This is a genomic window from Mycobacterium sp. PDNC021 (assembly GCF_048282635.1).
Lineage (GTDB): Bacteria > Actinomycetota > Actinomycetes > Mycobacteriales > Mycobacteriaceae > Mycobacterium > Mycobacterium llatzerense.
Genome location: NZ_CP182502.1, coordinates 2,597,995 through 2,611,092, shown reverse-complemented (window position 1 = coordinate 2,611,092; position 13,098 = coordinate 2,597,995). Strand labels below are relative to the sequence as shown.

The 13,098-nt window shown below is 65.3% G+C and carries 14 protein-coding genes; 6 read left to right on the top strand and 8 right to left on the bottom strand.

Going from position 1 to position 13,098, the window contains the following annotated elements:
* Nucleotides 1–111 precede the first annotated feature (111 nt).
* Complete coding sequence (locus ACNO8X_RS12300; RefSeq protein ID WP_418005504.1) at nucleotides 112–678, bottom strand: TetR/AcrR family transcriptional regulator; 567 nt, start codon at nucleotides 676–678, stop codon at nucleotides 112–114.
* Nucleotides 679–961: 283 nt separating this feature from the next.
* Here ACNO8X_RS12300 and ACNO8X_RS12295 point away from each other — a divergent pair, with 283 nt between their 5' ends.
* A complete protein-coding gene (locus ACNO8X_RS12295) occupies nucleotides 962–1,771 on the top strand; it encodes a cutinase family protein (RefSeq protein WP_418005503.1) in 810 nt (269 codons plus the stop codon).
* Between the two features lie 3 nt (nucleotides 1,772–1,774).
* On the opposite strand, the gene ACNO8X_RS12290 is transcribed toward ACNO8X_RS12295, so the two are convergent.
* A complete protein-coding gene (locus ACNO8X_RS12290; RefSeq protein WP_418005502.1) occupies nucleotides 1,775–2,524 on the bottom strand; it encodes a hypothetical protein in 750 nt (249 codons plus the stop codon).
* A gap of 117 nt (nucleotides 2,525–2,641) precedes the next feature.
* Here ACNO8X_RS12290 and ACNO8X_RS12285 point away from each other — a divergent pair, with 117 nt between their 5' ends.
* The 3 genes from ACNO8X_RS12285 (at nucleotide 2,642) to ACNO8X_RS12275 (ending at nucleotide 6,753) form a co-directional block, all read left to right on the top strand.
* Nucleotides 2,642–3,862 (top strand): PucR family transcriptional regulator, encoded by a 1,221-nt coding sequence (locus tag ACNO8X_RS12285; protein WP_418005501.1) that lies wholly within the window; start codon nucleotides 2,642–2,644, stop codon nucleotides 3,860–3,862.
* 195 nt (nucleotides 3,863–4,057) lie between these two features.
* Nucleotides 4,058–5,884: an amino acid permease gene (locus ACNO8X_RS12280; protein ID WP_418005500.1), complete on the top strand. Its 1,827-nt coding sequence runs from the start codon at nucleotides 4,058–4,060 to the stop codon at nucleotides 5,882–5,884.
* Nucleotides 5,881–6,753: a universal stress protein gene (locus tag ACNO8X_RS12275; protein WP_418005499.1), complete on the top strand. Its 873-nt coding sequence runs from the start codon at nucleotides 5,881–5,883 to the stop codon at nucleotides 6,751–6,753. The genes ACNO8X_RS12280 and ACNO8X_RS12275 overlap by 4 nt, the downstream gene beginning before the upstream one ends.
* Nucleotides 6,754–6,828: 75 nt before the next feature.
* Here ACNO8X_RS12275 and ACNO8X_RS12270 read toward each other — a convergent pair whose 3' ends face one another.
* Both ACNO8X_RS12270 and ACNO8X_RS12265 read right to left on the bottom strand, forming a co-directional pair.
* On the bottom strand, nucleotides 6,829–7,059 hold the full coding sequence (locus ACNO8X_RS12270; protein WP_043400216.1) for a hypothetical protein: 231 nt from the start codon (nucleotides 7,057–7,059) through the stop codon (nucleotides 6,829–6,831).
* A gap of 270 nt (nucleotides 7,060–7,329) precedes the next feature.
* Nucleotides 7,330–8,529, bottom strand: coding sequence for an ROK family protein (locus ACNO8X_RS12265; RefSeq protein ID WP_418005498.1), 1,200 nt, complete (start codon nucleotides 8,527–8,529; stop codon nucleotides 7,330–7,332).
* Between the two features lie 153 nt (nucleotides 8,530–8,682).
* On the opposite strand from ACNO8X_RS12265, the gene gap reads away from it, so the two are divergent.
* Nucleotides 8,683–9,702, top strand: a complete 1,020-nt coding sequence (gene gap, locus ACNO8X_RS12260; RefSeq protein WP_418005497.1) for a type I glyceraldehyde-3-phosphate dehydrogenase — start codon at nucleotides 8,683–8,685, stop codon at nucleotides 9,700–9,702.
* Between the two features lie 12 nt (nucleotides 9,703–9,714).
* On the opposite strand, the gene ACNO8X_RS12255 is transcribed toward gap, so the two are convergent.
* Nucleotides 9,715–9,957 carry a hypothetical protein gene (locus tag ACNO8X_RS12255; protein WP_418006077.1) on the bottom strand — a complete coding sequence of 81 codons (243 nt, stop codon included), beginning with the start codon at nucleotides 9,955–9,957 and terminating at the stop codon, nucleotides 9,715–9,717.
* Between ACNO8X_RS12255 and ACNO8X_RS12250 the strand changes: the two genes are divergently transcribed.
* Nucleotides 9,899–11,053: a BTAD domain-containing putative transcriptional regulator gene (locus ACNO8X_RS12250; protein WP_418005496.1), complete on the top strand. Its 1,155-nt coding sequence runs from the start codon at nucleotides 9,899–9,901 to the stop codon at nucleotides 11,051–11,053. The genes ACNO8X_RS12255 and ACNO8X_RS12250 overlap by 59 nt on opposite strands.
* Nucleotides 11,054–11,062: 9 nt before the next feature.
* Here the strand turns inward: ACNO8X_RS12250 and ACNO8X_RS12245 are convergent, their stop codons facing one another.
* From ACNO8X_RS12245 to ACNO8X_RS12235, 3 genes are read right to left on the bottom strand one after another with little or no spacing between them, the layout of a single operon-like run.
* Nucleotides 11,063–11,860, bottom strand: a complete 798-nt coding sequence (locus tag ACNO8X_RS12245) for a hypothetical protein (RefSeq protein ID WP_418005495.1) — start codon at nucleotides 11,858–11,860, stop codon at nucleotides 11,063–11,065.
* The gene (locus ACNO8X_RS12240) at nucleotides 11,850–12,443 is read right to left on the bottom strand and encodes an Mce protein (protein ID WP_418005494.1); all 594 of its coding nucleotides are present in this window, start codon (nucleotides 12,441–12,443) and stop codon (nucleotides 11,850–11,852) included. Before ACNO8X_RS12240 ends, ACNO8X_RS12245 begins: the two co-directional genes overlap by 11 nt.
* Complete coding sequence (locus ACNO8X_RS12235; RefSeq protein ID WP_418005493.1) at nucleotides 12,440–13,084, bottom strand: Mce protein; 645 nt, start codon at nucleotides 13,082–13,084, stop codon at nucleotides 12,440–12,442. Before ACNO8X_RS12235 ends, ACNO8X_RS12240 begins: the two co-directional genes overlap by 4 nt.
* Between the last annotated feature and the right edge of the window lie 14 nt (nucleotides 13,085–13,098).

Here is a 13,098-nt window from a genome sequence, read left to right as displayed (position 1 = left end):
CTCCCTCAAGACATCCGCGGATGAACTGCGGCGGACGGATCGACATCAACGCGTCACCGAAGAGCACCGCCGCCAACAATGCGGTGGGCCACCAATAGTGCGGAATACCAGTCACTGCTCTTCTCCTTGTGCTGAATCGTGAATGACGCAACGGACGACGTCGCGTAGTTGGTCAGGTACCGACGCACCGCCGGACACTTGATTGCCGCCGGTCATGACGATGCCGAGGTAGGCGAAGTAGACGACCCGGGCGGCGCGCGGCGCGGCAGCCTTTGAGAGCCCGGCGCGCGCCAGGACCGCCTCCAATTCGGCGACCAAGGCGACGGCGAGGTCGCGGAAGATCGCCGATTCATGGCTGCCGCGAACGATGATCGAGGAGTACTGCCGGGACAACGCGGGGTCCTCGGCGAAGTACCGCAGAAACGGTGCGAGCAGCCCGATTACGGCATCGACCGTCGCGTCGGGGGTCAACGGGTCTGGCGATTCATCGCCGGCCTGACGGTCGCGGTGGACGGCGGCGATCCACTCGTCGAAGACCTCGATGAGCAAACCGTCCTTGTCGCCGACGCCCATCACGGTGCCTGTGCTGACACCCGCGTCGGTCGCGATCTGGCGAACCGTCGTCGCAGCGAAACCCTGTCCGCGGAACAGCCGCTCGGCGGACGCCAACACCTTCACCCGGGTCTCGTCTCTCGCCGCAGCACGTGACTGAACGTGTTCAGTGAACATGTTCAACGGCATGGCGTACCGGTGCCGCATCGTCAAGCCGCGGCCCGGCAATTCAGCCCTACCAGCAAATAATCAATCCCGACACGGCCCGCGTAGGCGAGCAGAAGGCCCGCCGACGTGTCAGCATGGACCCGTGAGGCCAAGCACAAGCAGAAGCCGAATCAGAAGCCTGACGACCGCTGCGACAGCCGCAATCCTGGTGGTACCGCCAGGATTACTGGCCGCCGCACTATTGCCGACAGCACACGCGGCGGACTGTCCGGACGCCCAGGTCATCTTCGCCCGAGGAACCGATGAAGCACCCGGACCCGGCGGGGTCGGGACAGCATTCATCAATGGGCTTCGCACCGCAATCAGCCCGAAAACCCTTGACGTGTATGCGGTCGACTATCCCGCTACCACCGACTTCCCCACCGCCGTCGACGGAATCCGCGACGCCCGCAGGCAGCTTGTGACCACCGCTGCAGCGTGCCCACGGACCAAGATGGTGCTCGGCGGGTTCTCGCAGGGCGCCGCCGTTGCGGGCTTCGTCACCGCGGGCACCATCCCCGAGGGGATCGCCGCCACCGACGTGCCGGCCCCCATGCCGCCGGATGTCGCGGATCACGTTGCGGCCGTTGCCCTGTTCGGCAAGCCCTCCCCACGTTTCATGCGAGCCATCGGCTCCCCCACGGTCACGGTCGGTCCGGTGTATCAGCCCAAGACCACCGATCTATGCGTTTCCAACGATCTGGTGTGTGACGCGCACGGGTCGAGCTTCGATGCCCACAACAGTTACGTCGACAGCGGATTGGTCACTCAGGGCGTCAACTTCACGATGAGCCAGCTGCAGGCGGGGTGGGCGGCCGACGCACTGGCCGGACCCGCGCCGTGGTCATCAACGACGGTGCAGGCCGCCGACCAGGCGGGTCGCGGTCAGCCCGCACCGGCCTCGACTCCGCCGACCGCCGCGGCGCCGGCCCACATGCCGGCGAGCGCGCCATGGCTGCCGGGGCCGGAGCAGGCCGCACCGTCGCCGGCACCGGACGCTCCACCCCAGTAGCCGCTACCGGAACTGCACACCCCGGCGCCGCACCCACCAATCGGCAAACAGCGTCCCGGCCATCCAGACCATGATCGCGACACCAAGGTGCACAGCACTTTTGGTGTCACGGCCGAGCACGGGACCGAAGACGTGCGCGACGGCGGTCGGCAGCGCCCGCCACAGCTCGCGGTGCTCGACCCCGCCGATCGGGTCGGCGACGAAGTACAGCGCGTAGGGCAACGCCAACGAGGACAGCCACAGCACGATGCGCCGCCGGTCATGGCGCTGACCCCACCGCTGAACCAGCGGAACTTCGGCCACCGGCAGCAACACCGAGACCACATTGCCGATCCCCAGCCAGGACAGGATCGGCACCGCGACATTCGGGATCGTCACGCCGAGCCGTGCCGGCGTCTCCAACCAGAGGGTCAGTACCGCAGCCACCGCAAGCACCGGAAGGCCGACGAGGACCAGCAATGCCAGGTTCTTGTGCAGCAACATTCGCCACGGCGGTATCGACTCCGCCAGATGCCGCTGGATCCGATCGTGGTCAGCGCCAAGCACATTGGTCGTCGTGGTGTCGGCCAGCACGAACGACGAGAAGTATGTGCCGACCAGGATCACCCAGTCCTGGTGATGACGTCCACCGGAGGTCAACGGCTGCACGGCGAGCCACACCAGGGCGAGCACGACGTTGGCCACCACGCCGAGGAGCCAGCTACGCGGCGGGGTGAACGCCCACCGCACTTCCGACCACACCGCGGGCCACATGATCAATCTCCCCCGTCAACGCCCCGCCCGGCCGCGGAGTGCGTGCGACGATACCCGGCAACAACCTTGCGGTACCTGTGAGCGCGGTGCCGCCGGCACAGATACGAATGGGAGCGCATGGCGGAACCGCACAGCACCGATCCCAGTGCCCACATTCAGCTGATCGTCGACCTGCTCGCCCGGTCTCTGAATCGTGCGGTGCTGCTGGACGACACTGCGATGACGCCCATGACCTTCAGCCGTCAGCACGGCACCGTCGACGACGTGCGGATGCACAGCCTCATCGAGCGCGCCACGAAACCCGAAGTCATGGCAGGGCTCCAGGCCTTCGGACTCGACGACGCCGACCCGGGCGTCGCGATCCCGCCACTGCCGCAGCACGGCATGGTGGCACGGTACTGCGTGCCGGTGCGCTCGGCCGGTGACCGCTTCGGCTACTTGTGGGTGATCGACCCGCAGCAGTCACTGAGCGCGGCCGAACGCGCCTTGGCCCATCAGGCGGGGGCGGATCTGGTGGCGATCCTGGACCGGCGTCAGACCACGGAGCGCGCCGTCGAGTCCGCGCATCAAGCCCTGCTGACCCGGCTGTTGTCGGACGAGCCCCTCGAACCGGTGCTGCGTGAACTCACCGCCCACGACATGGCCCGGCCGGACAGCCTGCTCAGCGTCTTCGCGTTTGCGCCATCCGGGGATTCCTCCGGAACCGAGCAGCGTCGCATCGCATTGCGATTGCGGCTGTCCACCGTCGAGCGGACGCACAACTGGTTCGTCCTGCCGGGCAATCCCGTCAGCGTCTTCGCCTTCTGCCCCGCACACGTACGGGTCCCGCCGCAGCGGTTGGTGGACACCGTGACCTCATCGATCCAAGCCACCTTCGATGACGATCCGGCCATCGGCTGGTCGGGCACCCGGCTGCCGTTGTCGCAAGCCGCGCGGGCAGTTCGAGATGCGCGGCTCGCGTGCGCCCTGGCCGCGATCGGCGCAGGTCCGGCCGGGTCCGCGACGGACTGGACCGCGGCCGGCTCGTGGCGGGCGGTGGCCTTGCTCGCCGACAGCTTCGCCGACTCTCCCGACGAACTCGATGCGCTGATTCACCCGGGTGTCGTCGCCCTGTTGGCCGAGGGACGCGACGACCTGATCCAGACTCTCGAGGCCTATCTGTCCTCCGGCGGCGACGCGAGGCGCGCGGCCGACACCATGCACCTGCATCGCTCGACGCTGTATTACCGCCTGGAGAAGATCACGCAGGCGCTCGGTGATGACGTCACCGACCTCACCGATGGCGAGGCGCGCTTCGATCTGATGCTGAGCATCCGGCTGGCCCGGCTGCGCCGCTGACCGCGCACGGGCTTCCGACTGCTGTCGGAAAAACAGCTGGATGTTGCGACAAGATGGCGCCTCGTTAGTCCCCCGCACCCCATGCCGATCGGCTTAGTATTCGCACACGCCAAAACGTGGTGCAGCTCACATCGTCGCTGGGCGTGGGCTGATAACGCCCTGACAATGCCGTCGGGGCAGCGCGAAGGAGACGACGTGAGTGGGACATCGACCCTGCAAAAGGGCCTGAGCCAGCGCCAACTATCGATGATCGCGATCGGCGGGGTGATCGGCGCCGGGCTGTTCGTCGGCTCAGGGGTCGTCATCAAGAACACCGGACCCGGAACGTTCATCACCTATGCGCTCGCCGGGGCGCTGATCATCATGATCATGCGGATGCTCGCCGAGATGGCGGTGGCGAACCCGTCGACCGGCTCGTTCGCCGACTACGCCCGCAACGCACTGGGCAACTGGGCCGGCTTCTCGATCGGCTGGCTGTATTGGTACTTCTGGGTGATCGTGGTCGGATTCGAGGCCATCGCCGGAGCCAAGATCGTCAAGTATTGGCTGCCTTCGGCGCCGATATGGCTCACGGCCCTACTGCTGTTGATCGCGATGACGGCGACGAACCTGTTCTCGGTGTCGTCGTTTGGTGAGTTCGAGTTCTGGTTCGCAAGCATCAAGGTTGCGGCGATCATCGTGTTCCTGGGAGCGGGCTCGTGCTACGTGCTCGGCTTGTGGCCGAACAAGTCCATGGACTTCTCCAATCTGACGGCCCACGGCGGATTCTTCCCCCTGGGCTCGGCCGCGGTCACCGTCGGTGTGGTGACCGTCATCTTCTCGATGGTGGGCGCCGAGATCGCGACCATCGCCGCCGCCGAATCGACCGACCCTGAGCGTGCCGTCGCCAAGGCCGCCAACTCGGTCATCATGCGCATCGCGGTCTTCTTCGTCGGCTCGGCGTTCCTGCTGGTGACCATCCTGCCGTGGAACGGCAATCAACTCGCCGCGTCGCCGTTTGTCTCGGCCTTCACCGCGATGGGCGTTCCCTACGCCGACCACATTATGAACGCGGTCGTCCTGACAGCTGTCCTGAGCTGCCTGAACTCCGGAATGTACACCGCTTCGCGCATGCTGTTCGTGCTCGCCGCCCGTCGCGAGGCACCTGCCCAGCTCGTCTCCGTGACCCGCCGCGGAGTTCCGGCCGCCGCGATTCTCACGTCGTCGGTCATCGGTTTCCTGGGCGTCATCGCCTCGGCATTCTCGCCGGAATTCATCTTCAAGTTCCTGCTCGATTCCAGCGGTGCGGTGATCCTCTTCGTCTATCTGCTGATCGCGATCTCCCAGATCGTGCTGCGGTACCGCAACGGCGACGGCCAGCTCAAGGTCAAAATGTGGCTGTTTCCTGTGTTGTCGATCGTCTCAGCGATAGCGATGGCCGCGATCCTGGCGCAGATGTACGTCCAGGGTGGGGACAACAGACGAGCCTTGTTGCTGAGCCTCCTGTCCTGGGCTGTGGTGATCGGATTGTTCTTCGCCAACCGCTGGTTCGTCTCCCGCCGGCCCGTTCCCGAGGTCATCGCCTCTACCGAGCGGCCGCAGCGCGTTCTGGTGCTGGCCAACGAAACCGTCGGCTCCGAAGAGCTGCTCGACGAACTACGCGCCATCGGCGCCGACAACGCCACCACCTATCACGTCGTCGTGCCCGTCAGCCCGATCGAGACAGGCGCCGCCGCCTCCCACGGCCCTCTCGATGTCTGGGAAGCCACCAAAATCCTTGCGCAGCAACGCCTTGATCAGACGCTCGCCGCGCTGCGCTCGGCGAACCTGGAGGCCGACGGCAAACTCGGCGACTACCGCCCGCTGCGCGCTTTGGCAGCCGCCGTCGCCGAGTTCGAGCCCGACCAGATCGTCATCGCGACGGAGCCGCCGGAACAGTCGATCTGGCACCGCTTCGATGTCGTCGACCGCGCCCGGGCCGAGTACCACGTGCCGGTGACCAACGTGATCGCGATGGTGCCCGCCGAGGAGCCCGTCGCGTGACGATCATCGCCGGGTTCAGCGCATCCCGGCACGGCAGCGCCCCGATCAACCTCGCCGTACAGATCGCGAAGACCACGGGCGAGAAGGTCATCGCGGCGGCGGTTCTCGAGCGCTCGTGGCCGCCACGCAACGACCCGGTCGAAGACGAGTACCTGCGCCACGTGAAGGCGCAGACGGCCCAGTCCTTGCAGGCCGTCGTCGACGGCCTACCCGGGCGACCAGACGTTCCGACACTGGTGCACGAATCCGGTTCCATCCCAACAGGTTTGCTCGAGTTGGCGCAGGAGTTTCAGGCCAGGGCCGTGGTGCTCGGCTCGTCGTCGTCCGGACTGCTGGGACGTGTGGCACTCGGCAGCGTCACCGAACGTCTGGTGCACACCGCGCAGGTGCCGGTGGCGATCGCGCCCCGCGGCTACGCCTTCAACACCGGTCCGATTCGCCGGGTCACCGCTGCCTACGGCGGCGAAGCCGATACCAACGGATTGATCCGCGCGGCCGCCGAGTTGGCCAAGGATTGGGGTACCCCGCTACGCGTCGTGGCGTACACGGTGCGGCCCGTGTGGGCGTTCGGTGGCGCCTCCGGCGCGGAAGACATGGTGGTCGCGCAATGGTCGAAGCGCACCGTCGACGATGTCACCAAGCAGCTCAACAAAATTCGTGAGCAACTGGCCGTGCCCGACGTCGACATGATCGTCAGCAGCGGGCGGGATTGGCAGCAGGCCGTGGAGAACACGGGATGGTCATCAGGTGATGTGCTGCTGCTCGGGTCGGGCGCAGCCGGGCAGTCGGCACGGGTCTTCCTCGGGTCGGCGGCGGCGAAGATTCTGCGTCATTCACCGGTGCCGGTGATGATCATGCCGCGCGCCTGATTTCTTCCGCCGAACGGCCAGTTGTGACACGCAAATCACGAAAAAGCGTGCCATAACTGGCCTTTCGGTGTCGGTCTAGCCCTTGCCGGAGAACGTCGCCTTGACCACGGGGCTGGCCGAAGGGGTCAGTGGTGCGGTCGGCGGGGCCGTGGACGTCGTGGTGGCACCGCCATCGATACGCGGCGCCAGCGGCGCTGGTTGGGCGACCGCCACGGTGGCGGCTCCCATGGCCACCAGGGCACTGGCTCCGATTGCGGCCGCGATGCGACGGACGTTGGCGGCGTTGGTCAGACGTGAACGGGACATCAAATTCCTTGAATTCATTGCGAGATGGATTGGTGCCGTCGGCCAGTGGCCACTCGCACCGCCGACCGCTCACGTCCCGCAGATGTGAACTGCGCCAACCAATGAGCAATCGGTGCAGCGAAATCTGCCGCAGCGCCTGACCTGCGTCAATAGCCAGCGCAGATGTTGAACAGACTGCGCAATTGTGACGTGGAACACTGTGATCCACGCATCATTCTGCTCGGTTACCCGTAGGTTGGCATCCGCGTCGACTTCGCCACCGGAACCGCGTCAGGTACCCGACAGCTGAAGCCGCGCGTCCAACGACGCATCAATCATGTTGGGGCTCAAGATGTGATCGAGCACCGTGGTTGCGCAGCCGACGATGCCGACGCGCTCCTGCAACACCGACGGGACGACCTGCAGCGTCCGGGTGGCCAGGGTGCTGGCGTTGCCGTACAACGTTTCTCGTAGACCAGCGACGAATACGTCGTAGGCACCGACCATGTCACCGGCGACGACCAGCACCGCTGGGTTGATCAGGTTCACCGCGGCGGCGAGCACTTCGCCGATGTGGCGCCCACTGTCACGAATCATGCTGCGAGCCTTCGCATCCCCACTATGAGCGAGAGCCACCACGTCACGCAGGTGGTTGACGGCGTACCCGTCGGCTTGCAAGTCCCGCACGATCGCCCAGCCGCCGGCGACCGCCTCCACACAACCCGTGTCACCGCAGCGACACGGAATACCTGCGGCCGCCGAGATCTTGCTGTGCCCGAAATCCCCGGCAGCCGCCGCGGCCCCGCGCCGGAGCTGACCGGCCATCACGATGCCCGCGCCCAGTCCGGTGGACGCTTTCACAACCAGCATGTCTTGCACGTCAGCGAATCCGAACCGCCGTTCCGCCAGGGCGATGACGTTGGCATCGTTGTCCATGACCAACGGAGCGTCGGTGAGATGCTGGAAGTACGGGGCCAACGGCACACCATCCCAGCCGCTCATGTTCGGGGAGTCCAGACTGGCTCCCCGCAGTTGATCGACAGTTCCGGGCAGGCTGAGCCCGATCCCGAAGACGCGGTCGCCGCGGCGTCCGGAGTCCTCCAACAGCACCTCGATGCGCCTGACCAAGCCGGGCATCAGATCGTCTGGACGCATGCCGGGCTCTTGATCGATGTCAGCGGTGGCGAGGATGTCGCCGGCGAGATTGCACAATGCCAACTGGGTGCGGCTGCGCCCGATCGCCGCAGCGAAGACGATGCCGGCATCGATGTTGAACATGAGTTGGGTCGCCGGACGGCCACCCGTCGACGCTGCGTACTCGGGCTCGATCACCAGATCGTCGGCCTCCAGAGCCGACAGCCGAGCCGTCACGGCGGTGCGGGACAGGCCCGTGATCCGGCCGATCTCGCTGCGGGTGATGGCTCCGCGCCCCCGGATCAAGGCGAACACATCGCCGGGTGTGGGTGCCACCAACGTGCCGCTGAGCGCCATGCGCCCCATTGAAGCAAGGCGACACACACCGATGCAAGCGTAAGAGCCCGATAGTTAGGTATTTGAAGTACTAAAGATGTGTTGCAGAAAATCCTAATCGGTGTAGGGTTAGTCCTGAACCGATCAAGCTCTAGATATCCAAGGAGATCAGCAGTGACTATTCGGATCGGCGTCAATGGCTTCGGACGCATCGGGCGTAACTTCTTCCGCGCTCTGGACGCGCAAAAAGCGGCGGGCATCAACACCGATCTGGAGATCGTGGCGGTCAACGACCTGACCTCGACCGACGCGCTGGCTCATCTGCTGAAGTTCGATTCGATCCTGGGCCGGCTGCCCTACGAGGTGCGGGTCGACGGCGACACCCTGGTGATCGGTGACACCAAGATCAAGGCCCTCGCGGTCCGGGAGGGTCCGGCGGCGTTGCCGTGGGGTGAATTGGGGGTGGACATCGTGGTGGAATCGACCGGGATTTTCACCGACGCCGCCAAAGCTCGGGGGCATCTGGAGGCCGGGGCCAAGAAAGTCATCATTTCGGCGCCGGCGACCGGTGAGGACATCACCATCGTGATGGGTGTCAACGATGACAAGTACGACGGCAGCCAGAACATCATCTCCAACGCCTCGTGCACCACGAACTGTCTGGGGCCGATCGCCAAGGTGCTCAATGACGAGTTCGGCATCGTCAAAGGCTTGATGACCACCATCCACGCCTATACGCAGGATCAGAATCTGCAGGACGGACCGCACAAGGATCTGCGCCGGGCGCGGGCGGCGGCGATCAACATCGTGCCCACGTCCACTGGGGCGGCCAAGGCCATCGGTCTGGTGCTCCCCGAGCTCAAGGGCAAGTTGGATGGGTATGCGTTGCGGGTGCCGGTGCCCACCGGTTCGGTCACCGACCTGACCGTCGAACTCGGCAAATCGGCGTCGGCAGCGGAGATCAACGCGGCGATGCAGGCTGCCGCCGAAGGCCCGTTGACGGGGATCCTCAAGTACTACGACGCGCCGATCGTGTCGTCCGATATCGTCACCGACCCGCACAGTTCACTGTTCGACGCCGGACTGACCAAGGTCATCGACAACCAAGCCAAGGTCGTCTCGTGGTACGACAACGAATGGGGCTACTCCAACCGCATCGCCGACCTGACCGCACTGGTCGGCAAATCGCTGTAGCTGTAGCTGTCGCTACGCCACGTTGCCAGCCGAAAGATACTCCCGCACAGCAGCTTCGAGCACCTGCACCGCGGTGACCATGGTGTCGATGCCGATGCTCTCGTCGTAGACCGCCCAACCGTCCTCCCCGGGGAACGCCGCCGCTGTGTGCTTGATTCGCCCGGCCTGGGTCAGCTGGGTATGGAACGCTTTGCCCGTGCGACAAGAAATCCAGTTCGGTGTGCTGGGTCCACTGCAGGTGAGCGTCGGGTCCACTCCGATTCAGGTTGGCACGCCGAAACAGCGCGCGGTGCTCGCCATGTTGATCGCGCACGCCAACCGCGCGGTCAGCGCCGCTGATCTGATCACAGCCATCTGGGCAGACGAACCGCCGGCTGCCGCGCGCATTTCGGTGAGTGCGTACGTGTCGAATCTGCGCCGCATCATCACGCAGGCCGGCGTCGACGCGCACGCCGTCGTGTCCACCGCACCCAATGGCTACCGCCTCGAAATCACCACCGAACAAAGTGATCTGGCGCGGTTCACCGCTGAGCAACAAGCGGGGATCAACGCCGTGGCCGCCGGACACTTCGAATCGGCCAGCACTCACCTCACCGCCGCATTGCGTCAATGGCGTGGCCCTGTCCTCGACGACCTCCGTGACTTCGCGTTCACCGATGTGTTGCGCAATGAGTTGGCCGAGGACAAAATTCTGGCGCATACCGCACGTGCCCAAGCCGAAATCGCCTGTGGCCGCGCTCATACCATCGTTCGGGAGCTCGAAACCCTGGTCGGCGAGCACCCCTACCGCGAACCGCTGTGGGCTCAGCTGATCACGGCCTACTACCTGACCGACCGCCAATCCGATGCGCTGGACACCTACCATCGGCTCAAGACCGCGTTGTCCGAGGACCTCGGCATCGACCCCGCGCCAACATTGCGCACCTTGTATGAACAAATCCTGCGCCAGGAACCACTCGACGTACAACGAAATGCGCAGGCCGCCGCCCAGACGATCATCGCTTTCGAACCCGACGCGACCACCCTGACAAGCCGTGTCACCGCTGTCCTACGCGACGTGCGTGATCAGGTTCATCGACTCAAGGGGTCGGCCACCCGCATCGGACGGCATCCCGACAATGACCTCGTCGTGGCCGATGACAAGGTGAGCCGGCACCATGCCGTCATCAACAATGCCGACACCACTCACATCATCACCGACCTCGGATCGGCCAACGGAGTCCATGTCAACGGAGAACGGATCCGCGCCACGGCTGAACTCCACGACGGCGACACAATTCGAATCGGTGGTCAGCTGTTCGTCTTCGAGACCTACCCGCCCGCCACGACGGAGGCCGGCGAGCGGGTCTGAGACCTGACCTCAGCCGCCGTACTGCGGCTTCAGCTGACCGGCCAACGCGGCCAGCGGAATGTTGGCGACGACGGTGCCGCCATCCATGGACCAGACGCGTTGTCCCGGAGGCGTGGGCTCTTCGCGCATCATCGGTTGATCGGGCATGTACAGCCGCAGCGAGTCGCCGGTGAGCGCGAACGCGCGATAGTTGCCCGAGTAGCCGGGGCCGGCACTGTCCGGCTGGAATTCGGGCACCGTGAACGGGTAGGTGCCCGGCGTATGCGGCGGCGGTACCGCGTCGAGGATCGGCGGCAGAATCGGCGCCGCGGCCGCTGAAACCGCTTGATTGGCATTGACTCCCGGCCGGAACAGATCGGGCAGGTAGAGCCTGCGCCCGGCATTCATGTCGAACGCGAACGACCGGTAGGCGTTGTTGGCCTGGACACCGAACGGCGCGAAAATCTCGTGGACCACGACCGACTGCAGGCCACCGGGTCCGGGAATGATCTCGTAGTCGGCGCGGGCGCTGCTGTCGCGCGGCGTGGTGTTACCGGTGTTGCGCCAGCCGTTGAACAGCCGCGTGTAGTAATCACGCAGCACCGGCCCGGCGGTCGGGTTGTCGATCAACTCGACCGGAACCCGCAGTGACAGCAGCATTTCCGCTTCGCGCTGGGATTTCACCACCGCGGTGCAGGCGCCGCCGTCCCACACGGCGCCCAGTCCCGCGCAGAAGCCGTCGACTGCCGCATGAGCGGCCGGTGCACCGGTGAGGCAGCCGGCGGCAACACCCAGCGCTGCCAGCGACGCCCGGAATCTATTTGCCACCACTTTTACCGTCCGCTCCGGCCAGCATCACTTCGGCAGCCAGCCATCGATCGCCCACCTTGCGCATCGTCATGGACACACTGACGTAGTCCGTGCGCTTTTCCTTCACCGCGGCGCTGGTGACGTCCTGCTTCACGGTCAGGAGCACGTCGACATCGTCACCGCGGACGGCCTTGACTGCCGCGTCGTCAACGACACCCGTTGTGCTGACCTTGTTGTCGATCAACATCTTTCGCATGGTCGCGGCGGCCTTGCTGTAGGTGTCTTTGAACTTGCCCGTGGCACCGCCGAGAACATCGGCGAAGTTCTTGTCGATGACGTTCTGATCGGTAGTGGTCAGGAGTACGGCATAGCTGCGTGCCGCATCCAGCGCCCCCGCGGCTTCGGCGTCGCGCTGGTGCTGGGCGAAAACCAGCCACCCTGTGGTGCCGGCCGCCGCAGTCAGTGCGATCACCACGGCCACGACAGCCCAACAGATCGAGCGACGAATGGTGTAGGTCTTGGGTTCGGCGGGCTCGGGTTGCGCCTCTTCGGAATCCACGCGTTCGACGTCTTCGGGCACGTCAGCTTCCTTGGTAGTCACAGGATTTCAACCTTGCTGGCCAGCCACCGGTCGCCGTTGCGCTCCATGGTCATGTCGATGCGGTTGCGGTCGATACGCGGGCTCGGGTTGTTCGCGTTGGTGATCGATTGGTCGACGAACAGCAGCACCTCGACCTTGTCGGGTGTCGCCGACTTCACCGCCGCAGCGACGACGATGCCCGTCCCCGATGCCTTGTTGTCGATCAGCACCTGCCGCAACTGATTGGCGCCCTGGCTGTACGCATCCTTGAACTCGCCGGTGGCACCGTCGAGCGATTTGCGGTAGTTCTCGTCAATGTTCTTGGCGTCCAACGTCGTCAGCACCACGGCATAGTCCTTGGCCGCCTGCAACCCGGCCTCACTCGCTTCGGTGAGCCGGTACTGCTCGTACTGCCGCCAACCCAGAAATCCCAGCGCCGCTACCAACACCGTGAACAGCAACGCGCACACCAGCGCGGCCAGACCGACCCGCCGCTTCGATGTCTCTGCGGCTGATTCCGTGGCCTCGGCGGCCGCATCTGCCTCCGTCACCTCGGCAGCCTCGGCATCAGGCTCGACCGACAAATCGGTCGCCTCGGCGGCTTCGGTCTCCGTGTCCTGCACCTGCTCGAAGACGTCCGCACTGGCAGTTCGTTTACTCATCACTTCTCGCGTAT